The organism is Bordetella genomosp. 13 (genome assembly GCF_002119665.1).
GTDB lineage: Bacteria > Pseudomonadota > Gammaproteobacteria > Burkholderiales > Burkholderiaceae_B > Bordetella.
This window is the reverse complement of record NZ_CP021111.1, coordinates 897067-920095: the sequence shown is the minus strand read 5'-3', so window position 1 is coordinate 920095 and position 23029 is coordinate 897067. Positions and strand designations below refer to the sequence as shown.

17 protein-coding genes and 1 pseudogene are annotated in these 23029 nt (G+C 69.2%); 7 read left to right on the top strand and 11 right to left on the bottom strand.

The genetic code is table 11. The annotated features are described in order from the left end of the window. Positions 1–56 precede the first annotated feature (56 nt). The 10 genes and pseudogenes from CAL15_RS04265 to coq7 form a co-directional block, all read right to left on the bottom strand. Positions 57–1253 (bottom strand): glycosyltransferase family 4 protein, encoded by a 1197-nt coding sequence (locus CAL15_RS04265; RefSeq protein ID WP_086077441.1) that lies wholly within the window; start codon positions 1251–1253, stop codon positions 57–59. Continuing rightward, on the bottom strand, positions 1250–2413 hold the full coding sequence (locus tag CAL15_RS04260; protein ID WP_086077440.1) for a glycosyltransferase: 1164 nt from the start codon (positions 2411–2413) through the stop codon (positions 1250–1252). The genes CAL15_RS04265 and CAL15_RS04260 overlap by 4 nt, the downstream gene beginning before the upstream one ends. A gap of 55 nt (positions 2414–2468) precedes the next feature. Continuing rightward, positions 2469–3632 carry a glycosyltransferase family 4 protein gene (locus tag CAL15_RS04255; protein WP_086077439.1) on the bottom strand — a complete coding sequence of 388 codons (1164 nt, stop codon included), beginning with the start codon at positions 3630–3632 and terminating at the stop codon, positions 2469–2471. Beyond that, a complete protein-coding gene (asnB, locus tag CAL15_RS04250) occupies positions 3629–5575 on the bottom strand; it encodes an asparagine synthase (glutamine-hydrolyzing) (RefSeq protein WP_086077438.1) in 1947 nt (648 codons plus the stop codon). Before asnB ends, CAL15_RS04255 begins: the two co-directional genes overlap by 4 nt. 16 nt (positions 5576–5591) lie before the next feature. After that, a complete protein-coding gene (locus tag CAL15_RS04245) occupies positions 5592–6740 on the bottom strand; it encodes a glycosyltransferase family 4 protein (RefSeq protein WP_086080920.1) in 1149 nt (382 codons plus the stop codon). 137 nt (positions 6741–6877) lie between these two features. Beyond that, positions 6878–8245 (bottom strand): annotated as a pseudogene (gene murJ, locus CAL15_RS04240) (murein biosynthesis integral membrane protein MurJ); the annotation flags it as partial. A gap of 1 nt (position 8246) precedes the next feature. Then, positions 8247–9272: an SDR family oxidoreductase gene (locus tag CAL15_RS04235; protein ID WP_086077436.1), complete on the bottom strand. Its 1026-nt coding sequence runs from the start codon at positions 9270–9272 to the stop codon at positions 8247–8249. 19 nt (positions 9273–9291) lie between these two features. Beyond that, on the bottom strand, positions 9292–10569 hold the full coding sequence (gene tviB, locus CAL15_RS04230) for a Vi polysaccharide biosynthesis UDP-N-acetylglucosamine C-6 dehydrogenase TviB (RefSeq protein ID WP_086077435.1): 1278 nt from the start codon (positions 10567–10569) through the stop codon (positions 9292–9294). 111 nt (positions 10570–10680) lie between these two features. Continuing rightward, positions 10681–11784, bottom strand: coding sequence for an MraY family glycosyltransferase (locus tag CAL15_RS04225; RefSeq protein ID WP_086077434.1), 1104 nt, complete (start codon positions 11782–11784; stop codon positions 10681–10683). 712 nt (positions 11785–12496) lie between these two features. After that, the gene (gene coq7, locus CAL15_RS04220) at positions 12497–13177 is read right to left on the bottom strand and encodes a 2-polyprenyl-3-methyl-6-methoxy-1,4-benzoquinone monooxygenase (RefSeq protein ID WP_420042533.1); all 681 of its coding nucleotides are present in this window, start codon (positions 13175–13177) and stop codon (positions 12497–12499) included. Between the two features lie 176 nt (positions 13178–13353). Here coq7 and CAL15_RS04215 point away from each other — a divergent pair, with 176 nt between their 5' ends. The 3 genes from CAL15_RS04215 (at position 13354) to CAL15_RS04205 (ending at position 15354) form a co-directional block, all read left to right on the top strand. Further along, positions 13354–13788 carry an OsmC family protein gene (locus CAL15_RS04215; protein WP_086080919.1) on the top strand — a complete coding sequence of 145 codons (435 nt, stop codon included), beginning with the start codon at positions 13354–13356 and terminating at the stop codon, positions 13786–13788. 64 nt (positions 13789–13852) lie between these two features. Continuing rightward, positions 13853–14839 (top strand): thymidylate synthase, encoded by a 987-nt coding sequence (locus CAL15_RS04210; protein ID WP_086077432.1) that lies wholly within the window; start codon positions 13853–13855, stop codon positions 14837–14839. 26 nt (positions 14840–14865) lie between these two features. Next, a complete protein-coding gene (locus CAL15_RS04205; protein ID WP_086077431.1) occupies positions 14866–15354 on the top strand; it encodes a dihydrofolate reductase in 489 nt (162 codons plus the stop codon). Between the two features lie 439 nt (positions 15355–15793). Here the strand turns inward: CAL15_RS04205 and CAL15_RS04200 are convergent, their stop codons facing one another. Then, the gene (locus CAL15_RS04200; RefSeq protein ID WP_086077430.1) at positions 15794–17236 is read right to left on the bottom strand and encodes an aminotransferase-like domain-containing protein; all 1443 of its coding nucleotides are present in this window, start codon (positions 17234–17236) and stop codon (positions 15794–15796) included. A 164-nt stretch (positions 17237–17400) separates the two neighbouring features. On the opposite strand from CAL15_RS04200, the gene CAL15_RS04195 reads away from it, so the two are divergent. From CAL15_RS04195 to CAL15_RS04180, 4 genes are all read left to right on the top strand, one after another. Further along, complete coding sequence (locus CAL15_RS04195) at positions 17401–18729, top strand: aspartate aminotransferase family protein (protein WP_198299143.1); 1329 nt, start codon at positions 17401–17403, stop codon at positions 18727–18729. 40 nt (positions 18730–18769) lie between these two features. After that, positions 18770–20263 carry a CoA-acylating methylmalonate-semialdehyde dehydrogenase gene (locus tag CAL15_RS04190; RefSeq protein WP_086077429.1) on the top strand — a complete coding sequence of 498 codons (1494 nt, stop codon included), beginning with the start codon at positions 18770–18772 and terminating at the stop codon, positions 20261–20263. A gap of 237 nt (positions 20264–20500) precedes the next feature. Further along, the gene (locus tag CAL15_RS04185; protein WP_086077428.1) at positions 20501–22075 is read left to right on the top strand and encodes an ABC transporter substrate-binding protein; all 1575 of its coding nucleotides are present in this window, start codon (positions 20501–20503) and stop codon (positions 22073–22075) included. An 8-nt stretch (positions 22076–22083) separates the two neighbouring features. Next, a complete protein-coding gene (locus CAL15_RS04180) occupies positions 22084–23025 on the top strand; it encodes an ABC transporter permease (protein WP_086077427.1) in 942 nt (313 codons plus the stop codon). The last annotated feature ends 4 nt before the right edge of the window (positions 23026–23029 follow it).

Genomic DNA, 23029 nt, shown 5'->3' with positions numbered 1-23029 from the left:
ACCGCCCGTTGCAACGATGTGAAATCACCCGCGAACGCCGCGGACCCGGCCGAAGCTCAGCGTCCCGCGCGCCGCGCGCCAGCCAGCAGGGCTTCGTATACGGCGATGTGCCGCCGGCTGACGTCATCGACGTCGAACTCGCGCTCGGCAAGTGCCCGCGCGGCCCTGCCCATGCGTTGCCGCAGCGCATCGTCGGTGGCCAGCCGCGCGATCGCGTCCGCCAGGGCCGCCGCATTTCTCGCCGGCACCAGCAGGCCGGTCTCGCCGGGCGTGATCGCGTCGCGGCAGCCCGGCACGTCAGTCGTCACCACGGCCCGGCCGCAGGCGGCCGCCTCGACCAGCGACTTGGGCAGGCCTTCGCGATACGACGGCAGCACCGCGATATGGCAGGCCGCATTGAGCCCGGCCACGTCCGCGCGCTCGCCCAGCACCTCGACCGCGCCCTCCTCGCGCCACTGCCGCACGTCGTCCTCGGTGGCCGACGCGGGATTGCCGGGATCGATGCCGCCCGCCAGGCGCATGCGCACGGCCACGCCGCGTGCCCGCAGCAGGCGCGCCGCCTCGACGAACTCGGTCACGCCCTTGTCGCGCAGCAGGCGCGCCACCATCAGCGCCACCACGGGCCGCGACGGTTCGGGCAGCGCGGGCCACTCCCGCAGGTCGACGCCGGAACCGCGGATCATCACCACCTGCTCCTCGCGCACCGCTCCGAGGCGGCGCAGCATGTCGCGGTCGGCGGCGTTCTGGAAGATCACGCGGCTGTTGCGATGGCCCAGCGCCCAGCGGTACAGCACCGCCACCACCCGGCGTATCAACCGCACCTTCGGGCTGTCGGATAGAAAGATGAAGCCCAGGCCCGAGATGGCCGCCACCATGCCGGGCACGCCCGCCAGCCGCGCGGCGATGCCGCCGTACAGCACAGGCTTGATCGTGACCAGATGCACCACGTCGGGCTTCAGGCGGCCGAACAACCGGCGCAGCGCCAGCACCGAACGCAGTTCCTGCAGCGGCTGTTTGCCGCTGCGCGTCAGCGGAATGACGTGATGCGTCAGGCCATGCGCGACGACCTCGGCCACCGCGGGGCCGTCCATGGTGGCCACGTGCACGTCCCAACCCCGCGCCTGCGCGACCAGTGCCAGCGGCAGTCTGTGGGACATGAAGAACGCCGGATTGTTGACGACGAACAGCAGGCGGCGCGGAGCTTGCGCGGGGAACGAGGTGTCGTCGGAACGGCCAGGAAGCGCGGGGTTCATGGCTTTTTTCCTTCCGAGATGCGGCGCCAGACTCCGGCGTACGCATCGACCATGCGCCGCAGGTCGAACTGTTGCAGCACACGCTGGCGGCCGGCCTGTCCCACGGCCTCGCGGCCGTGCGCCGCCAGTTGCGCCAGCAAGGCGGCCATCGCGTCGGCCAGCGCCGCCGGCTGCTCGGGCGGCGCCACCGGCCCCGTGTCGTCCACGATGTAGGCCGCATCGCCGACGTCGGTCACGACGCAGGGCGTGCCGCAGGCCATGGCCTCGGCCACCACATTGGGAAAGCCCTCGGCGCAGCTGGACAGCACGTGCATGTCCAGCGCGTTCATCACGGCGGGCACGTCGTCGCTGGGACCGGCCAGCAGTATGCGGCCGCGCAGCCCCTCTGCGTCGATCAGCGCCGCCAGCTCGGCGTTGCCGGGCGACATGCCGCGGCCCACCAGCACGCATTGCAGTCCGCCGTCGCGGCCTTCGCGCACCAGCCGGCCCAGGGCCTGCAAGAGGTTGCGATGGTCTTTCAGCGGATCCCACCGTGCCACGCAGCCCGCCAGCGGCACCTCGGGCGCCACCCCCCACAGCGCGCGCATGCGGGCCCGAGCCTCGGGGTCGGGTGTGAAGCGCGCGAGGTCATAACCGTTCGAGATCACCACCATGCGATCGGCACGATAACCCAGTCGCCTGTGCCGCTCGGCGGAATCCTGGGCGGCGCACACGATGGCGGCCGGCACGCGGCCCGACAGCATGGCGCACAACCGCAGCACCAGCCGCGCGGATCGGCTGCTGCGCCGCAGGTGCGCGCCGGAATTGCGTACGCCCCACGCCACCGCGCGTATGCCGGCCAGCCGCGCCATCACGCCGCCGATCAGGTCCGAGTGGTACATCCAGGTCTGCACGGCATGCGGGCGCACCTCGCGCAGCAATGCATACAACGCATGCAGGCCCGACAGGCTGACGCGGCCCCGCGGCATGCCCAGCGCATGCACCGCCACGCCCGCGGCGCGCAGGCGCGTGCCGTAGATGCCCTCGTCGGTCAGCGACACGATGACGTGGCGCACCGCCTGCCCCGGGTATGTGGCCATGCGGAACAGCACCGCCTCGGCGCCGCCCTGGCCCAGCCCCGTGATCACGTGCAGAACGGTCAGCCGGCCAGCGGCGCTCATGCCGGCCCCCTGCGGCCCGGGCGCGGCGCGCGCGCGTCGCGAAGGCGGACCGGGCTCATCGGCGCACCTTCGCGGCATCCGCCTGCGCAAGGGTATCGCCCGTCACTGCCCGCCCTCGCACTGTGGCGATCAACCGGTCCCATTCGGCCAGCACGGCCGGCAGCGCGTAGCGGCTGCGCACGGATCGGGCGGCGCGCGCGCCCAGATCGACGCGCAGCGACGCGTCGCCCATCAGCCGCGCGATGGACTCGCGCAGTCCGGCGCGATCGCCCAGCGGCACCAGCAAGGCATCCTGCCCGTCACGCGTGATTTCGCGCGGTCCGCTGGGGCAGTCGAAGGTGACGCAAGGCAGGCCCAGCGCCATCGCCTCGAGCAGCACGTTGGGAAAACCTTCCACCGACGAACTCATCACGAAGGCCTGCGACCGCGCCAGCTCTTCCCACGGCGTCTCGGTGCGCCCCGGCATGAAGATGCGGCGCTCCAGGCCGGCCGCGCGCACCTGTGCCTGCAGCGCTTCGCGCTGCGGACCGTCGCCCCACAGGTGCAGGTCCCAGTCGGGATAGGTAGGGGCCAGTTCCGCGAAGGCGGCGATCAACTGGTCGAACTGCTTCTCGGGCACCATGCGGCCCATGCCGGCCAGCCGCTTGCGCCCGGCGCCCGCGTCCACATGCGTCAGTGGCGCGTCGGAGAGTTCGGCGGGCAAGGGATTGGGAATGACGGCCAGGCGCCGGATGCCGGGCACCTGCCGCGCGAAGGGCTCGACCGTCGCGTCCGCCTGCACGGTGACCATGTCCGCGAGCGGATACAGCAGGCGGCGCAGCCTGGCCAGCATGGGTCCAGCCACGTTGGCCACCACCGGATTCGTGCGTTCGCACACGATCAGGGGCACGCCCAGGCCGCGCGTGGCCAGGATGGCGGCCACGTTGACGTTGGTGAGAAAGGACACCACCACGTCGGGCGCCGTCTCGCGGATCAGTCGGCGCAGCGCATGCAGTCGCCGCACGCCCGCCAGCAGGCCGCCTTCGCGCGTGCCCGCGTGATCGGCCAGCCAGTGCAGCTGCACCTGGTCGGAAAGAGGATAGAAGCAGGTGCCCTTGGACGAGTAGGTCGGGACCAGGATGGCCGTGTCGCCGCGCGCGGCCCACGCGTTGACCAGGGTGGCCGCGACCCGTTCGGCGCCGCCGGCATGCATGGAACTCACCAGCAGCAGGATCCTCATCGCTCCAGGGTCTCCTTGAGTCGTTCGGTGGCCGACGGCGCGCCCTCGCCGCGGTGGCAGTCCAGCCACGCCTGCATCATCAGCACGCCCCACAGGTGGCTGCTCCAGTTGCGATGCCCGCTCTTGTGCTGGCTCCATTTGCGCAGGATGGGCTCGGGCTCGAACCAGCCTTCCTGGCGCAGCCGCGCCGGATCCAGCAGCGCCTCGGCCCAGTCGCGCAGCGGACCTCGCAGCCACGACGCCAGCGGCACGGCGAAGCCGCGCTTGGGCCGGTCCACCAGCGCCTGCGGCACGTGGCGGTAAAGCAGCTGCCGCAGCGCCCACTTGCCGGTGCTGCCGCGCACCTTGTAGCGAAACGGCAGGCGCCAGGCGAATTCATAGACGCGGTGATCCAGCAGCGGCACGCGCGTCTCCAGGCTGACCGCCATGGCGGCGCGATCGACCTTCACCAGGATGTCGTCGGGCAGGTAGGTCTGCGTGTCCAGCTTCATCATGGCCTCGAACACCGAGCCCTGCATGGGCTGCTGGAACAGCGACGGAATCTCGGCGCCGCCCTTCACCACCTCGGCGGGCCTGGGCCAGTACGACACGAACTCGCGATAGAACTCGGCCTGCAGGTCGACGCTGAGCAGTTCGCCCAGCTTGCCCACCTTGCCCCGCCATGCGCCCTTGCCCGGCAGGTGGGTGGATGCGCGCAGCAGGCCGCCGGCCGCATGGCGCAGCGGACGCGGCATGCGCTGGCATTGCGCGTACCAGTCGCGCACCCGGAAATAGCGCGTGTAGCCGCCGAACAACTCGTCTCCGCCATCGCCCGACAGCGCCACCGTGACGTGCCGGCGCGCCATCTGCGTGACCAGGAAGGAGGGAATCTGCGAGGAGTCGGCGAAGGGTTCGTCGTAGATCTCGGGCAGCTTCGGCACCACGGCCAGCGCATCGTCGGGCGTGACGTACAGCTCGGTGTGATCGGTGCCCAGGTACGAGGCGACCGCCTTGGCGTGTTCCGCCTCGTCGTAGGCCTTGTCATGGAAGCCGATGGAGAAGGTGCGCACTGGCTGCGAACTGCCGGCCTGCATCAGCGACACGATGGCCGATGAATCGATGCCGCCCGACAGGAACGCGCCCAGGCTCACGTCCGACAGCATCTGGCCGCGCACCGCGTTGCCCAGCACCTGCTCCAGCGCGTCCACGGCCTGCTCGTCGGTATCGAAGGCCAGCGGCGCGGCCAGGCCCTGGTCGGCCGCGGCCTGCGCCGACCAATAGACGCGCGGCTCGGGCAGTTCGCGCCGGCCGGCCGAGGCCGCATCGATCTCCAGCCACGCGCCCGGCGGCAGCTTGAAAATGCCGGCATAGATCGATTGCGGCGCGGGGATGTAGTTGTGGCGCATGTACGAGGCCAGGGCATTGCGGTTCAGTTCGGCCCCGAAGCCGGGTATGGGCCGCAGCGCCTTCAGTTCGGACGCGAACACCAGATTGCCGCCGCTGTAGCCGTAGTACAGCGGCTTCTCGCCCATGCGGTCGCGCGCCAGCGACAGGCGCCGCTCCTGCCGGTCCCACAGCGCCAGCGCGTACATGCCCACGGCCTCGCGCAGCGTGGCTTCGACGCCGTGCGCCGCGAAGCAGGCCAGCACGGTCTCGGTGTCCGAATGACCGCGCCACGCGGGCGCCTGGCCGGCATGCTCGAGCTGGCGGCGCAGGTCGAGGTGGTTGTAGATCTCGCCGTTGAGCACCAGCACGTAGCGGCCGCAGGGCGACACCATGGGCTGGTGGCCGGCCTCGGTCAGGTCGAGGATGGCCAGCCGCACGTGGGCCAGCGCCAGTCCGGCCGGCGCGTCTTCCCAATAGCCGTTGCTGTCGGGACCGCGATGGCGGATGCGCCGGCAGCTTTCCGCCAGCACGCCGCGCTTGTCCGCCAAGGGTCCCCAGATTCCCGCTATTCCACACATGTACAGGCTCTCGTAGTTATTTGGCCGACGGGAGCCGCGCATCGCGCGCGGACATCGCCTCGTCGAAAAGTTGCCGCCACATGGTCAGCATGCGCTGCGCCGAGAAACGCTCGCGCGCATCCGGGGCCTGCGCGGCCAGCGCGTGCCGTCTCTCGTCGTCGCCCATCAGCGCGTCCAGCTCGCGCGCCAGGGCCGCGGGGTCGCCGTTGGGGCGCACCAGCATGCCATCCACGCCCTCGCGCACGATCTCGCGCGGCCCCGTGTCGCAATCGAAGCTGACCGCCGGCAGGCCGCTGGCCAGCGCCTCGATCAAGGTGTTGGACAACCCCTCGAAGCGCGAGCTGAGCACGTATAGATCCGCATGGGCATACCATTCGCCCACGTTGCCGGCGCGGCCCGGCATGGCCACGCGGCCGTCCAGGCCCGCGGCGTCGATCTGTCGCTGCAGCGCCTGGCGCTGCTCGCCCTCGCCCAGGATGACCAGGTCCCATTGCGGGTGCCGCGGCGCGACCTGCGCATAGGCCTGCAGCAGCAGGTCGAAACCCTTGTCGGCATGCAGCCGCCCCACCGCCAGCAGGCGCCGGCGGCCGGGCGGCCGCTGGGCAGGAAGGCGCGGCTCGCCCTGCGGCAAAGGCCAGTGCACGGCGTTCGGGATCACCGCCAGCCGCGATCCCGGCACGTGCCGCTCTATCCATTGCGCCGTCCCGTGCGTCAGCGCCACCACGCGTGCGGCGCGCGGATAGGTCCAGCGCCGCAGCCGCTGCCACAAGCCGGACATGGCCTGCGACGGCGGATGCGCATGCTCGGTGGCAATGACGCGGCAAGGCAGTCCGCGCGCGGCCAGCACGGCCAGCACCGAGGCGGTCGTCATCATGCCCAGCACGATGTCGGGCGCGAACTCGCGCAGCACCGCGCGCAGCGCACGCACCCGGCGTACGTTGGCCCACAGGCCGCGCAGGCCTGCCGTGCCCAGCACACGCCGCTGCACGCGCGCGTCCAACGCATAAGCGTCGCCCTCGCTTCCGGTCTGCGTGAGCAGCATCACCTCGTGGCCGGCGCGCACCCACGCGGCGCCAAGATCGGCGGCCACGCGTTCGGCGCCGCCGCCCTGCAGCGAATGGATGAAGATCACGATGCGCAGCCGGCGGTCGTCGGCCCCATCGATCACGGCCGCGCCCGGCGACGTGCCTGCGTCATGCGCGCCGCGGGACAGGTTCGCAGCCTGGTCCGTCCGGATCATGCCGCCCCCTCCGCCTGCCGCGGCATCGCGGTGCCCGCCGCGGCTTCGCCATCGGCCTCGGCCTGCCGCGCGGAGTTGCCGCCCGGCGGCGCGGCCGGCGGACGGCGCAGCGCCACCGCCGTGTAGCAGACATAGGACAGCAGATACATCAGGCTGGTGGCAAGCATGATGCCTTCGGGCCCCATGCGCGGCGCGAGGTACAGCGTCATTCCGGCCTTCAGCGCGAAGTTGGCCACGGCGATGGCGGCCATGATGCGGTAGCGGCCCTGGCTGGCCAGCAACTGCACCAGGATCAACACGCCGAAGTAGAACGGCAGCTGCAACAGGCCCCAGCGCAGCACGCTGGAGACGGCCTCGGTGTTCTGCGCGGTAAAGGCGCCGCGTTCGAACAGCAGCGCCACGCCCCACGGCGCCAGCGCCCAGCCGATCAGGACGGCCGCCACGCCCGCGCCCACCATCAGCACCGACCATTTCAACGCCATGGCGCGAGCGCGCACGTTGTCGCCGCGGCTCTGCACGTCGGCAAGCACGGGCAGCGCCGCGCGGCCTACCGATGCCGCCCCCACGCCCAGCACCAGCGACAGCAGCCGCGCGGCATAACCCAGCGTCGAGTTGGCGTTGCTGCCCAGGTTGGCGGCCGCGTACTGGTCGATCGGACCCACGAAACTCATGGCCACCTGGCCGACGATCATCACCCCGGCCGCCGCCATGAGCCCATGCCAATGCGGCGAACGCAGCGACAGGCGCGGCGCGCCCCACAGGCCGCCATCGGCCCGCGCGGCCAGCCAGGCCAGCCACAGCGCCTGGATCACGAAGCCGACCAGCGTGCCCCACAGGAGCGGACCCACATCGTCGGAAGACGCCGCGGCCAGCATCACCCAGGCCAGCGTGGCCACGGCGGGCACGCTGTCCAACAAGGTATTCACGTGACGCTCTTGGGCGCGCAGGCGCGCGGCGCTGATGCCGGCGAACAGCAGCAGCGCCGAAACGGGCACGAACGCGACCAGCAGTTCTTGGGTCATGCCGGCGACGCGCTCGGACAGGCCCCCGCCCAGCCAGCGCAGCACCCATGGCCAGGCCAGCGCCGTCACGGCCGCCAGCATCAGGCCGGCCAGCAGCGTCATGCCCTGCAGTTCCTGCACGAAGCGCGCCCGCTCGTCGCCGGGCACGCGCCGCAGGCGCACCAGCACCGGGATCAGCACCACCGACAGCGCGCCCACCAGCGTGACGGGCAGCCAGTTGGTCATGGTGAGGGTGAACTGGTAGGCGTCCACCGCGTCACTGATGCCGTAGCGGTAGGCCACGGCCATTTCTTTCAGCGCTCCGGCGGCCTTGCCCAGGATCAGGAAGACCGCCACCCGGAACGCACCCCTGAAGATGCGCTGGTGGTCCGGATGGACGTTCTCGAATCGGCGGATGAGCGCTTTCAAGTCAGCGCAGGAACTGCGTGTACCAAGGCATCGCGGTTTCGAGGCCGCGCAGGATGTCGTAGGCCGGCTGGTAGCCCAGCAGCGTGCCGGCCTTGCCGATGTCGGCCTGCGAGTGGCGCACGTCGCCGGCCCGGAAGTCGGCGTACTGCGGCGCCTTGTCGTACTTGACGCCCTGCTGCGCCAGCGTGCTCTTCAGGTAGTCGAACAGCTGGTTCAGCGTGGTGCGTCCGCTGAAGGCCACGTTGTAGACCTGGTTCACGCCTTCGGGCTGCGCCAGCGAGGCCAGCAGGTTGGCCTGCACGGCGTTCTCGACGAAGCAGAAGTCGCGGCTGGTCTCGCCGTCGCCGTTGATGACCACGTCGTCGCCCCGGATCATTGCGGCGGTCCACTTGGGAATGACCGCCGCGTAGGCGCCATCCGGATCCTGCCGCTTGCCGAACACGTTGAAGTACCGCAGGCCGATGCTGCCGAAGCCGTACGAGCGCGCGAACACGTCGGCGTACAGTTCGTTGACGTACTTGGTGACGGCGTAGGGCGACAGCGGCTTGCCGATGCGGTCTTCCACCTTGGGCAGGCCGGGATGATCGCCGTAGGTCGAGCTGGAGGCGGCATACACGAACGACTGGACCTCGGCATCGCGCGCGGCGACCAGCATGTTCAGAAAGCCGCTGATGTTGACCTCGTTGGTCGTGATGGGGTCTTTCAGCGAACGCGGCACCGAGCCCAGCGCGGCCTGGTGCAGCACGTGCTGCACGCCCCGCGCGGCCTTTGCGCAGGTGTCCAGATCGCGGATGTCGCCCTCGATGAACGCGAAGCGGCTCCATTGCTCCGGCGACACGCTGCGCCGGACCTCGTCGAGATTGTGGCGGTGGCCGGTGGCGAAGTTGTCCAGGCCCACGACCTCCTGGTCGAGCAGCAGCAGGGTTTCCAGCAGATTCGATCCGATGAACCCCGCGCAGCCCGTCACCAGCCACTTGCGCGGCTGCTGGCGAAGTTGCTCTGTGACATGCTCATAGCGCGTACTCATACGCCCTCCTTATTCTGGGTTACAGGCGCAGGTCGGCTTCGTTGGGCGCCAGCACATACTTCAGGTCGTACAGCACGTGCGAAGACTTGCCGAAACTGCGGATGGCTTGCGCGCCCATCTCGACGAACTGGCGATGCGAGACGGCCAGGATGATGGCGTCGTAGGCGCCTTCCCTGGGCTGGGCCACCGGCTTGAAGCCGTACTCGTGCTCGGCCTCATCGGGATCGACCCAGGGATCGTAGACATCCACGGCCACGTCGTAGTCCGCCAGCTCGCGCACGATGTCCACCACACGGGTATTGCGCAGGTCGGGGCAGTTTTCCTTGAAGGTCAGCCCCATGACCAGCACGCGCGCACCCTGAACGTGGATGCGCTTCTTGGTCATGCACTTGACCAGTTGCGACACCACGTAGCTGCCCATCGAGTCGTTCAGGCGCCGGCCGGCCAGGATGATCTCGGGGTGATAGCCGATGGACTGCGCCTTGTGCGTCAGGTAGTACGGGTCCACGCCGATGCAGTGCCCGCCCACCAGGCCCGGCCGGAACGGCAGGAAGTTCCACTTGGTGCCGGCGGCCTGCAGGACAGCCTCGGTGTCGATGCCCATCTTGTTGAAGATCAGGGCCAGCTCGTTGATCAGCGCGATGTTGACGTCGCGTTGCGTGTTCTCGATGACCTTGGCGGCCTCGGCCACGCGGATGCTGGCCGCCTTGTGCGTGCCGGCGGTGATGATCTGGCCGTACAGCTCGTCCACCAAGTCGGCGACTTCGGGCGTCGAGCCCGAGGTGACCTTTTTGATGGTGTTGACGCGGTGCGCCTTGTCGCCCGGGTTGATCCGCTCGGGGCTGTAGCCGGCGTAGAAGTCCTGGTTGAACTTCAGGCCCGACACGCGTTCGAGCACGGGCACGCAGTCTTCCTCGGTGGCGCCGGGATAGACCGTGGATTCGTAGATGACGATGTCGCCGCGCTTGAGCACCGCGCCGATGGTTTCGCTGGCCTTGATCAGCGGCGTCAGGTCGGGGCTCTTGTATTCGTCGATGGGGGTGGGGACCGTGACGATGTACACGTTGGCCTGCTTCAGGTCGTCGCGCTGGGCCGTGTACGTCAGGTGCCTGGCCTCGGCAAGTTCTGCGTCCTCGACTTCCAGCGTGTGGTCATGGCCGGCCTTCAGGGCGTCGATGCGACGGGTGTTGATGTCGAAGCCGATGACGGGCCGCTTCTTGCCGAATTCGACGGCCAGCGGCAACCCGACGTAACCCAGCCCGACCACGGCCAGTTTCACATCCTGAATACGCAACATTAACTCTCCCTTACCGCAGATCAGTACCGCATTTTAGATTTCGAAGGAACAGGATGGCGCCGGCCGCGATGGCCTGGAGGCCCGAGGAGTCAGGCCACGCCGGCCTGCCGCTCAAGGGGTGCGCAGCACCGACGGCAACAGCAGCCACCCCGGACGCCGCCACGACACCAGCCGCATGTACAGCCACGTGTAGACGCCGGCGAACACGACCAGGCTGCCGCAGAGGAACCAGGCGTTGTCCCACCAGATGGTGGCGGGCACCAGGCCGATGAGGGCCAGCACCCACATGTACGGCGAGGCCATGGCATTGCACAGGGCCGGCACCGCGTGACGCCGGCCGCGGCTGAAGGTCACGCGCACCAGCCGGCGGAAGACCAGCTGGTGCAGGTGCAGCGCGTCCGGCTGATCGACCGGCACGCCGCGTTTGAAGCGGCGCCGCCAGATCGAGAAGCCAGTCTCGAAGACGGGATAGAACAACACAGCCAGCGCGTAGAACGGCGACACGGACGGATTGCGCACGACCAGCAGCACGGCCAGTTCAGCCAGCATGAAACCCAGGAAGTACGCCCCCCCATCGCCCAGGAACACGCGCCCGAACGGAAAGTTCCAGACCAGGAAGCCCAGCGTGGCCGAGGCCAGCGCGGCGGCGATCATGAAGATGGGCACGTCGCCCACCTGCAGCGCGACCAGGCTGATGGACACGGCCATCAGCGTGGCCACCATGCCGGCCAGCCCGTTCATGCCATCGACGATGTTCAGCGCATGGGTGCAGCCGCCCACGGCGAACATGGTGAATACCAGTGAGACCGGCCAATAGGAAAGCGCCCAGTCGGCCCACCAGATGCCGACCTTGCTGACGCCGCCCAGCAGCCACCATGCGATGGCGGCCGAGCCGAATGCCGCAAGCAGGCGCCGGCTGGCGCCGATGTCCTTGGTAATGTCCTCGAGCAGGCCCGCCACGAACACGGGCAGCGCGGACACGAACAGCGCCGGCCACAGCCAGGTCAGCGTCATGTTGCTGGGGCCGAGCACGAGCAGGCCCGCCAGCGTGCCCGCGAGCACGGCCAGGCCGCCCACCCGGGGCGTGGCCCGCGCATGCGAGGCTTGGGGTTTGTTGAAGTCGCTGTCGCCCGTCAGCGCGCCATGCCAGCGCTCGGACGCCACGATGAGTCCCCCCACCATGAATGCGACCACGCAGATATACAGCCAGGTCACTGAATCACCTTTGGATCGTCTAGTGAGACAGGGTTGCCATTATGGGCGGCAGGTGTAACGCCGGTATATGGCCACCCCAGCGAAGTGCAAGTCGCGGGTAAACAAAGTAACGAAGACCGAACGCAATGCCTGCGCCGCAAGCGCCGCCCCCGGGCGGCGTCCCTGTCTCGGAAAATTCATTGTAACGTCAGGGAAAACCAGAATACGGATCAAGCCGGTTTCAAATATTGGGGACGGGTTTCGGGAAGGTAAAAAAAAGCCCGAGATCTTGCGATCTCGGGCTAAATCCACCAAAGGAGGAGGGTGGAGGAGACAACCTTGGCATGCCGGGATTCGCTGGCCTTGGGCCTGGAACCGCTGCAACCGGGGCGCTTGGTTTTTGCGCCGCACCGTCTGCGTTTCGACATCCGATGTACGAATCGTACCTCAGCGTTTTGTGCGATGCAAGAATTTTTTTGAAGGCTACCGCAAAAATGTGCGGTGTTGCTGATCTGCATCAAGATCCAACAGCCGGTCGCAGCCATGCGCGCGGCTTCCCTGGGAAAGTGCGTCGTCTACCCTTGTAGCCAAAACGCTTTCCCTGGGCTAACCCTTAGACGCTAACCCTAGGCTTCCAAAAGGTGGCACTCGTGGCGGCCCGGCCCGGTAACCACAGATCGGCCCGTTTTTTGCGCAACGCACCATCCCCTGTCGCCAACAGGGACATTGGAAATCAGATCCAATAGGCAGTGCTCGTCATCACCTTGGACATCAGCCGCATGGCCCCGCGCACCGGCGCGGGCAAGTGGGTGCCGCCCAGGCGCTCGGCGCTGGCGCGATGCGCCGCCTCGTCGTCGCGCATCTGCCGCACGATCTGCCGCGAACGCTGGTCGGGCTCGGGCAGGCTGCGCAGATGGCGGTCGAGATGGGCCTCTACCTGCCGCTCGGTCTCGGCCATGAAACCCAGGTTGCGGCGCACGCCGGCGGCACTGGCGGCCATGCCCAGGGCGAACGCTCCCGCGTACCAGGCGGGGTTGAGCACGCTGGGGCGGCTGTTCAGTTCCTGCAGGCGCTGCGCGCACCAGGCCAGATGGTCCACCTCTTCGGCGGCAGCCGACCGCATCAGGGCACGCGCGGCGTCGTCGCGGCAGGCGGCGGCCTGTCCGCGGTAAAGCGCCTGGGCGCAGACTTCGCCCACGTGGTTCACCCGCATCAGGCCGGCGGAGTGGCGGCGCTGCCCGGCATCCAGCGTGTCGGCGGACTCGGGCGCGTCGGCCGGATAGGCGCGGCCGGCGGACGCGGTGCCGGACAGCACGCGCAGCGCCCGGTCGGCCTCGCCCAACAGCGCGTCCAGCAGTCCGGAGCGGCGCACGAACACGGGCGCGGGCGACATCGGTAGGTAAGGCGCGGACATGGCGGTACTCCTGTACGGAACGAACGTCCCGCCCATGGCGTCAGGCGGGGCTCTGAACCCCGATTGTAAGCGGCCGGGTATCATCGGTTTTTGATTTGCCTCCGGCCGGATGCCGGCCGGAGGCGTACCTGTTGATAACGACAATGCGGCGCATGGCGCCCGGCAAGGAATTCGAGATGGAATGCACGATCGACTGGGGCGGCCCCTCCGGCATGCTGTTCACCGCCAGCACGGGCAGCGGCCACGTGGCGGTGATGGACGGCGCGGTCGACGGCGGCGGCCACAATCTGGCCCCCCGGCCCATGGAAATGGTGCTGGCCGGCACCGGCGCGTGCACGGCCTACGATGTGGTGCTGATCCTCAAGCGCGGCCGCCACGCGGTCACGGGCTGCAGCGTGAAGCTCGAGGCCGATCGCGCCGAGACCGACCCCAAGGTTTTCACCCGCATCAACTTCGCCTTTACGGTCACGGGCCGCGCGCTGCCGCGCGAAGCCGTGCAACGCGCCGTGCAGCTGTCGCACGAGAAGTACTGTTCGGCCTCGGCCATGCTGGCCAAGACGGCCGAACTGAGTTTCTCGTTCGAGATCGTCGACACCCAGGCCCAGGCCTGAGACGCGGGCTGCAACGCCGAAGAGCGGCGGTACGCCGTGCGCCCCACGGCAGGAAAGGACCACCATGAAGCAATACCTGGCCCTCGTCAAAGAGGTCTTCGACAACGGCACCTGGCAGGAAAACCGCACGGGGATACGCACGCTCAGCATCCCCGGCGCCATGATGAAGTTCGACCTGCAGCAGGGCTTCCCCGCGGTCACCACCAAGAAACTCGCCTTCAAGTCGGCCATCGGCGAGATGGTCGGCTTCATGCGCGCATACCGCAACGCCGCCGATTTCAACCGGCTGGGCTGCAAGGTGTGGGACCAGAACGCGAACGAGAATGCGCAGTGGCTGGCGAACCCATACCGGCTCGAAGAAGGCGACCTCGGTTCGGTGTACGGCGTGCAATGGCGCCAATGGCCAGCGTACAAGACCATCGACCTGCAGCAGCCGCACAGCCAGGCGCAGATCGCCGACGCGCTGTCGCGCGGCTATCGGCAGGTCGGCGTCATCGACCAGGCGGACGGCAAGCCGGGCAGCGCGGTCCTCTACAAGGCGATCGACCAATTGCGCGCGTGCCTGGACACCATCGTCAACGATCCCGCCAGCCGCCGCATCCTGTTCCATGGCTGGAACTGGGCGCAGCTGGAAGAAATGGCGCTGCCGCCCTGCCACCTGCTCTACCAGTTCCTGGTCAGCCAGGCCACGCGCGAGATCTCGCTGTGCCTGTACATCCGCTCCAACGATCTGGGGCTGGGCACGCCGTTCAACCTGACGGAAGGCGCGGCGCTGCTGCACCTGATCGGCAGGCTGACGGGCTACACGCCGCGGTGGTTCACGTATTTCATCGGCGACGCGCACATCTATGAAAACCACGTGGACATGCTGCAACAGCAACTGCGCCGCGAGCCCTACGAGTCGCCGCGCCTGGTGATCTCCGACCGCATCCCCGACTACGCCCAGACCGGCAGGTACGAGCCGCAGTGGCTGGAGCAGGTCGAGCCCTCGGACTTCCGGCTAGAGGGCTATCGCCACCACCCGCCCCTCACCGCCCCGATGGCGGTCTGAGCCCTCTCCACGCGACTCCGCCTTATATGCCATCCCGTCTCACGCTCGTCGTGGCCTACGCCGACAACCGCGTCATCGGCCGCGACAACGCCCTGCCCTGGAAACTGCCCGGCGACCTGGCCCACTTCAAGCGCACCACGCTGGGCCACCCCATCATCATGGGCCGCAACACCTGGGAATCGCTGGGCCGTCCGCTGCCCGGCCGCACGAACATCGTCATCACGCGCAACCCGGACTACGCCGCGACGGGCGCCGTGGTAGTGCCCACCGTCGAGGCCGCGCTGGCGGCCTGCCCGGCCGACCGGGAAGCCTTCGTGATCGGCGGCGCCCAGATCTTCGCGCTGACGCTGCCGCAGGCCGACCGCATCATCGCGACCGAAGTGCACGCGGACGTAGAAGGGGATACGTTCTTCCCGGACCTGCAGGCGGGACAATGGCGCGAGGCGACGCGGGCCACGCAGCCCGAAGAGAACGGATACACGTACGATTTCGTGGTCTACGAGCGCGTGCGCTGACAAGCAGTGATGGGCCACTGTTGATCGTTGATCGTTGATCGGGACGTGTGTCGCTCGAAGGCGTCCTCGTTCCGGGTCGAGCGCGCGGTCCGGGCAAGTCAGTCGGCTCGGGCGCGCCATCAGGCGCCCTCGGCCCCCCTGCGGGGGGCTGCCCTCCTTCCAATTGCCCGTTCCACGCGCTCGACCCGGAACGAGGACTCATGCCAGTGACAAGCCGACGGCCCTGATTGCCGGCTGCGGTCGGCGCTCAAGGTTTGCGCGGCTGGGGCACGCGATAGGACGGCCGTGAAGATGATTCGATGCAGTCTCTGTCTGTCGGCCGGGGCCGTGACGGGCAATTGGAAGGAGGGAAGCCGCGCAGCGGCCGAGGGCGCCTCGTGGCGCGCCCGAGCCGACTGACTTGCCCGGCGCGGCCCCGGCCGACAGACAGAGACGGACTTCAGAACCCATCCCCTTCACCGCCTCGATCGATCGCCCGAGAAGCGTTCCGCAGAAACCGCCACAACGCGTCATCCCCCGAATACGCCACGTTGAAGCGCATCCAGGGCAGGTCCGCTTCACCCGCGTCGAAGTAAGACCCCGGCGCCAGCCAGATGCCATGGCCGAGCGCCTGCTGGGCCAGCGCATTCGCCCCGCCCTGCCCCGCCGGGCGCGCCCACAGGAACAGGCCTGCCTGCGGCCGCACCGCCACCTCGTACCCCAACTCGTCCAGGCGTTGCAGCACGTGTGCGTGCGCCTGCGCCAGCCGCTCGCGCGTGCGCAGGATATGCGCGCGATAGCGGCCTTCGCGGATTACCTGGTAGACCACGCGCTCCATGATCTCGGGCGAGGTCAGGCCCACCGCCATCTTCGTGCGCGCCAGCGCGCGTACCAGGTCGCGATGGGCGGCCACGTAGCCCACGCGCACCGAAGGGCTGATCACCTTCGAATAGCCGCCCAGGTAGATGACGCGCTGCGCGCCGTCCAACGCGGCCAGCAGCGGCGCGGTACCCGGCAGCAGTTCGCGCGAGATGTCGTCCTCGATCACCCACAGGTCGTGCCGCTGCGCCGCCTGCAGCAGCCGGAAAGCCTGCGCCATGCCCAGCGTGGCGCCGCTGGGATTCTGCAGCACGGGATTGACGAACAGCGCGCGCGGCTGGTGCAGCCGCGCCGCGGCGTCGAGCGCGTCGCAGTCCAGGCCGTCGGCACCGCGCGGCACGGACACCACCCGCAGCCCCGCCAACCGCAGCAGCGGCAGCAGGTTGGCATAGCAGGGATGCTCGACCAGCACGGTGTCGCCCGGTCGCAGCAAGGTACGGATGACCAGGTCGAGCCCGTGCGTCACGCCCTGCGTCAGCAGTACCTGGTCCGCCTCCAGCGGCAGCCCGTGCTGGCCCAGGCCGGCCGCGATGGCCTCGCGCAGCGGCGCATGCCCGCAGGGATGACCGTAGCCCGCGATGCGCAGCGCCGGCACGCGGCCCATGTGGCGCAGGGCCTGGTGCAGTCCTTCCTCGTTCAGCCACTCGCCCGGCAGCCAGCCGCAGCCGGCCTTGATGGGAATCGAATGGTCGGCATAGATGTCCGACAGCAGCCAGCCCGAGCCCACGCGCGGCGGCTGCCATGCGGCAGCCGCCCGGGGCGGGCGCGACGACGCGGCGGGCGCGGCCACGCGATAGCCGGAGCCGGGCCGCGCGGCCAGCCATCCCTGCGCCACCAGCCGGCCATACGCGCTGGCCACGGTGAAGGTGCTGATGCCGTACTGGCGCGCGAAGGCACGCACCGAGGGCACCGGCATGCCAGGCCGCAGAAACTGCTGGCCGATGGCCTGCGTGTAGGCCTGCACCACCTGGTCCACCAGGGAAGGCGCCTGCGCGCGGCCGCGCACGGGCTGGAAATCGAACATGCACGAACCTGTACGGTTGGCCGCACATCGACTGTACGGTTGGCGGCATTAAGCGCGATTGTATATTTCCAACCCGCGCGGCCGGGCTCAGAATCGAACGATTCCCAACCCCGGCCGGCCGCCCGCATGCGACGCCCGGCCGCCCCCTCCCCACGGAGTCCGCCATGAACGCCCCCGCCGCCGGCCTGCTCGATATGTCCCACCTGTGGATGCCCTTCACCGCCAACCGGCAGTTCAAGGCGCAGCCGCGCCTGCTGGCCTCGGCGGAAGGCATGTACTACACCTCGGCCGACGGCCGCCGCATTCTCGACGGCACGGCGGGCCTGTGGTGCGTGAACGCTGGGCATGCCCGCGCCGAGATCGTGCAGGCCATCGCGCGCCAGGCGGCCTCGCTGGATTACGCGCCCGGCTTCCAGCTGGCGCACCCGCAGGCCTTCGAGGCCGCCAGCGAGGTGGCCGGCCTGATGCCGCAGGGCCTGGACCGCATCTTCTTCACCAACTCGGGATCCGAATCGGTCGACACCGCGCTGAAGATCGCGCTGGCCTACCACCGTGCCCGCGGCGAGGGGCAGCGCACCCGCCTGATCGGCCGCGAGCGCGGCTATCACGGCGTGGGCTTCGGCGGCATCTCGGTGGGCGGCATCTCGCCCAACCGCAAGACCTTCTCGGGCGCGCTGCTGCCGTCGGTGGACCATCTGCCGCACACCCACAACCTGGAACAGAACGCCTGGTCCAAGGGCCAGCCGGCCTGGGGCGCGCACCTGGCCGACGAGCTCGAGCGGCTGGTGGCCCTGCACGATGCCTCGACCATCGCCGCGGTCATCGTCGAGCCCATGGCAGGCTCGACGGGTGTGCTGGTGCCGCCCAAGGGCTACCTGGAAAAGCTGCGCGAGATCACGTCCAGGCACGGCATCCTGCTGATCTTCGACGAGGTCATCACCGCCTACGGCCGCCTGGGCGCGGCCACCGCCAGCGAATTCTTCGGCGTCACGCCCGACCTGATCACCATGGCCAAGGGCGTGAGCAACGCCGCCGTGCCGGCCGGCGCGGTGGCCGTGCGCCGCGAGGTGCACGACGCCATCGTCAACGGCGTGCAGGGCGGCATCGAGTTCTTCCACGGCTACACCTATTCCGCGCATCCGCTGGCCACGGCCGCCATCCTGGCCACGCTGGACATCTACCGGCGCGAAGGGCTGTTCGAGCGCTCGCGCACGCTGGCGCCCGCCTTCGAGGCCGCCGCGCACGCGTTGAAAGGCGCGCCCAATGTGATCGACGTGCGCAACCTGGGCCTGGTGGCGGGCATCGAGCTGGCCCCGCGCGCGGGCGCCCCCGGGGCCCGCGCCGCCGAGGCCTTCCAGAAATGTTTCGACCAGGGGCTGCTGGTGAGATATACCGGCGATATCCTCGCGGTGTCGCCGCCGTTGATCATCGACGAGGCGCAGATCGGCGAAATCTTCGAACGCATCGGCAAGGTGCTGAAAGAGGTCGCCTGATGGGCCGCCTGGCCTGCAACCCTCAGGTTCCACCCAGTTCATGAAGCAACTCAGCCATTTCATCAATGGCTGCGCCCACGACGGGCGCAGCCAGCGCTACACCGAGGGCTTCGATCCCGCGACCGGCGAGGTCACGCGGTCGGTGCCGTTGGCGTCGTCCGCCGAGGTCGACGCGGCCGTGGCCGCGGCGCGCGAGGCCTTTCCGGCCTGGGCGGAAACGCCCGCCATCCGGCGCGCGCGCGTACTGTTCAACTTCAAGGCCCTGCTCGACCGGCACCAGGACGAGCTGGCCGAGCTGATCACACGCGAACACGGCAAGGTGTACGCCGACGCCAAGGGCGAAGTGGCCCGCGGCATCGAGGTGGCGGAATTCGCTTGCGGCATTCCGCAGTTGCTGAAGGGGCAGTACAGCGATCAGGTGGGCGGCGGCATCGACAACTGGAGCATGCGCCAGCCGCTGGGCGTGGTGGCGGGCATCACGCCCTTCAACTTTCCGATGATGGTGCCGTGCTGGATGTTTCCGCTGGCGCTCGCCTGCGGCAACACCTTCGTGCTCAAGCCGTCCGAGCGCGCTCCCTCGGCCTCGCTGCGCCTGGCGGAATTGCTGCATCAGGCGGGCCTGCCTCCGGGGGTCTTCAACGTGATCCATGGCGACAAGCAGGCAGTTGACGCGCTGGTGGCGCATCGCGATGTGCAGGCGGTTTCTTTCGTGGGCTCGACGCCCGTGGCCGAGTCCGTCTATGCCGACGGCACGCGGCGCGGCAAGCGCGTGCAGGCCCTGGGCGGCGCCAAGAATCACCTGGTGGTGATGCCCGACGCGGATCTCGACCAGGCAGTCGACGCGCTGATGGGCGCGGCCTACGGCTCGGCCGGCGAGCGCTGCATGGCGGTCTCGGTCGCCGTGGCGGTGGGCGACGTGGGCGACAGGCTGGTGGAGCGCCTGGCGCCGCGGGTGCGCGCCCTGGTGGTGAAGAACGGCATGGAGCGCGACTCCGAGATGGGCCCGCTGATCACGGCGCAGCACCGCGCGCGGGTGATGGGCTACATCGAGGACGGCGAGGCCGCGGGCGCCGCGCTGGTGGTGGACGGCCGCGGCGTGCGCGTGCCGGGCCACGAACGCGGCTTCTTCCTGGGCGGCACGTTGTTCGACCACGTGACGCCCCGGATGAACGTCTACCGCGAAGAGATCTTCGGGCCGGTGCTGTGCATCGTGCGCGTGCCGGACTTCGCAAGCGCGGTCGAACTCGTCAACGCCCACGAATTCGCCAACGGCGTGTCCTGCTATACGTCGGACGGCGGCATCGCCCGCGCCTTCGCGCGGCAGGCCAAGGTGGGAATGGTGGGCATCAACGTGCCCATTCCCGTGCCCATGGCCTGGCATTCGTTCGGCGGCTGGAAGCGCTCGCTGTTCGGCGACCACCACGCCTATGGCGAGGAAGGCGTACGCTTCTACACGCGCTACAAGAGCGTCATGCAGCGCTGGCCCGACAGCATCGCCAAGGGCGCGGAATTCACGATGCCGGTGGCCAGGTAGCGCGACCGGAGCCTCAGCGCCGGCCGCCACGTCTACGGGTATACCCGTACCCGCCAGGGCCGCGCCAGCCGTTCAAACGGGGCTCAGGCAATGGACAGCGCCGCGACACCGCATCAGAATGGCGCCTGAAGTGGTCCGGTCCGGCTGTCGGCGCGGGCCCCCACCCGATCCGCGCGCGCGCGGCCGGCGCCGTCCCCGCGGATGCGCCGGGCGCCGCGGCCCTCAATGGGGATATCCATGCTGAAGTCTTTCCGGACCCTCGCGCTGGCCGGCGCCGTGCTGCTGTCTACCGCGGCCGCGGGCGCGGCCCAGGCCGAGACCGTCATCAAGGCGGTGATGAACTCGCCGCTGCGCCTGACCGATCCGCACGCCACCACGGCCTACATCACGACGTGGCACGGCTACATGATCTACGACACGCTGCTGGCCACGGACGCCGACAACAGGATCCAGCCGCAGATGCTCGAGAAGTGGGAGGCCTCGCCCGACGGCAAGACCTACACCATGACGCTGCGCGCCGGCCTGAAGTGGCATGACGGCCAACCGGTCACGGCCGACGACTGCGTCGCGTCGATCCGACGCTGGGCCTCGGGCGACGGCATGGGCCGCACGCTGCTGAAGTTCACCGACAGGATCGAGACCGTCGATGCGCGCACCTTCCGCATCGTGATGAAGGAGCCCACCGACCTGGCGCTGCGCGCGCTGTCCAAGCCCACCGGCACCGCGGCCTTCATGATGCCCAGGCGCATCGCCGAAACCCCGCTGGGCAAGCCCATCACCGACATGACGGGCTCCGGCCCCTTCAAGGTGGCCGAGTTCAATCCGGGCGTGCGCACGGTGTACGTGAAGAACCCCGACTACGCGCCGCGGTCCGAGCCCGCCAGCGCCATGGCCGGCGGCAAGGTCGTGAAGGTGGACAAGGTCGTCTGGGAAGTGATGCCCGACGCGCTGACCGCGGCCAACGCGCTGCTGGGCGGCGAGATCGATTTCGTCGAGCAGTTCCCCTATGACCTGCTGCCGCTCGTGCAGGGCAACCCCGACCTGAAGGAAGAGACGCTCAGCCCGGTCAGCTACTACGTGATGTACCGGTTCAATTTCAAGCAGCCGCCCTTCGACAACAAGAAGATCCGCCAGGCGGCCATGTACGCCATCGGCCAGGAAGACGTGATGAAGGCGCTGGTGGGCAATCCCAAGTACTGGCACACCTGCGCCTCGCTGTGGGGCTGCGGCATGCCGTTCGAAAGCAGCGCGGGCAGCGAGATGGTGGTGCCCTCCAACATCGAGCGCGCCCGCGCGCTGCTGAAAGAGGCCGGCTACGACAACACGCCCGTGCTGGTCATGCAGGCCACCGACCTGGGCACGCTCAACCCTCAGCCGGTCGTGATGGCGCAGGCGCTGCGCGCAGCCGGCTTCAACGTCACGCTGGCCGCCATGGACTGGCAGACCGTGGCCACGCGCCGCGCCTCGAAGGCCGCGCCGGCCCAGGGCGGCTGGAACATCCACAACACCAATTGGTACGCCACCGACATCATGGACCCGGTGCGCTCCGCGCCCGCCGCGGCCAACGGGGACAACGCCTGGTTCGGCTGGCCCGACCTGCCGCAGGTCGAGGAACTGCGCACCCGCTTCGCGCTCAGCGCCGACCCCGCCGAACAGAAGCGCATCGCAGACGAGCTGCAGCGCATCGGCATCGACGAAGGCCTGTACGTGCCGCTGGGGCAGATGTCGGTGCCCACCGTGTACTCCACCAAACTCAGCGGGCTGCTGCGCGCGCCGGTGTTCGCCTTCTGGAACGTCACCAAGGCCCCCTGAGCCGTACCATGCTGTCCTTCATCCTGCGAAGGCTGCTGGCCACCGTCCCCGTGCTGGCGATGGTGGCGGTGCTCGTGTTCGCCATCCTGCGGCTCAGCCCTGGCGATCCCGCCATCGTCATGGCCGGCGATGCCGCCACGCCCGAGCGCGTCGCGCAGATCCGCCAGGCCATGGGGCTGGACCGCCCCCTGTTCCAGCAGTTCTTCATCTGGGGCGGCGGGCTGCTGCGCGGCGACGTGGGCACCTCGCTGATGTCGGGCGTGCCCGTGGCGCAGCTGATCGCCCGGCGGCTCGAACCCACACTGAGCCTGGGCGCGCTGACGCTGGCATTCACGCTGGCGGTCGCGATACCGCTGGGCGTGCTGGCCGCATGGCGGCAGGGCAGGCTGCTGGACCGCGCCGTCATGGGCTTCTCGGTGCTCGGCTTCTCGGTGCCCGTGTTCGTCACCGGGTATGCGCTGATCTGGCTGTTTGCCATCGAGCTGGACTGGTTCAACGTACAGGGCTACGCGCCCATGTCCGGCGGGCTCCGGTCCTGGCTGCACCGGCTGGTGCTGCCCGCGCTGGCGCTGTCCACCGTCTATGTGGCGCTGATCGCGCGCATCACGCGCACCAGCGTCATCGAGGTCATGGGCGAGGACTTCATCCGCACCGCACGCGCCAAGGGCCGCGGCGAGACCGGCGTGCTGCTGGGCCATGCGCTGCGCAATGCGGCGGTGCCCATCGCCACCGTGGTGGGACTGGGCATCGCGATGCTGATCAGCGGCGTGGTCGTCACCGAATCGGTCTTCAACATTCCGGGGCTGGGCCGGCTGGTCGTCGAGGCGGTGCTGGCGCGCGATTACCCCGTCATCCAGGGGCTGACGCTGTTCTTCGCGGCGGTGTACGTGCTGGTCAACCTTGCGGTCGATTGCGCCTACGCGGCCTTCGACCCGCGCATCCGGTACTGACGCG

Bases quoted from the DNA above. Each gene is read 5' to 3' on its own strand.
- CAL15_RS04265 (WP_086077441.1), bottom strand. From the start codon at position 1,253: ATGAACCCCGCGCTTCCTGGCCGTTCCGACGACACCTCGTTCCCCGCG.
- CAL15_RS04260 (WP_086077440.1), bottom strand. From the start codon at position 2,413: ATGAGCGCCGCTGGCCGGCTGACCGTTCTGCACGTGATCACGGGGCTG.
- CAL15_RS04255 (WP_086077439.1), bottom strand. From the start codon at position 3,632: ATGAGGATCCTGCTGCTGGTGAGTTCCATGCATGCCGGCGGCGCCGAA.
- asnB (WP_086077438.1), bottom strand. From the start codon at position 5,575: ATGTGTGGAATAGCGGGAATCTGGGGACCCTTGGCGGACAAGCGCGGC.
- CAL15_RS04235 (WP_086077436.1), bottom strand. From the start codon at position 9,272: ATGAGTACGCGCTATGAGCATGTCACAGAGCAACTTCGCCAGCAGCCG.
- tviB (WP_086077435.1), bottom strand. From the start codon at position 10,569: ATGTTGCGTATTCAGGATGTGAAACTGGCCGTGGTCGGGCTGGGTTAC.
- coq7 (WP_420042533.1), bottom strand. From the start codon at position 13,177: ATGTCCGCGCCTTACCTACCGATGTCGCCCGCGCCCGTGTTCGTGCGC.
- CAL15_RS04215 (WP_086080919.1), top strand. From the start codon at position 13,354: ATGGAATGCACGATCGACTGGGGCGGCCCCTCCGGCATGCTGTTCACC.
- CAL15_RS04210 (WP_086077432.1), top strand. From the start codon at position 13,853: ATGAAGCAATACCTGGCCCTCGTCAAAGAGGTCTTCGACAACGGCACC.
- CAL15_RS04205 (WP_086077431.1), top strand. From the start codon at position 14,866: ATGCCATCCCGTCTCACGCTCGTCGTGGCCTACGCCGACAACCGCGTC.
- CAL15_RS04200 (WP_086077430.1), bottom strand. From the start codon at position 17,236: ATGTTCGATTTCCAGCCCGTGCGCGGCCGCGCGCAGGCGCCTTCCCTG.
- CAL15_RS04195 (WP_198299143.1), top strand. From the start codon at position 17,401: ATGAACGCCCCCGCCGCCGGCCTGCTCGATATGTCCCACCTGTGGATG.
- CAL15_RS04190 (WP_086077429.1), top strand. From the start codon at position 18,770: ATGAAGCAACTCAGCCATTTCATCAATGGCTGCGCCCACGACGGGCGC.
- CAL15_RS04185 (WP_086077428.1), top strand. From the start codon at position 20,501: ATGCTGAAGTCTTTCCGGACCCTCGCGCTGGCCGGCGCCGTGCTGCTG.
- CAL15_RS04180 (WP_086077427.1), top strand. From the start codon at position 22,084: ATGCTGTCCTTCATCCTGCGAAGGCTGCTGGCCACCGTCCCCGTGCTG.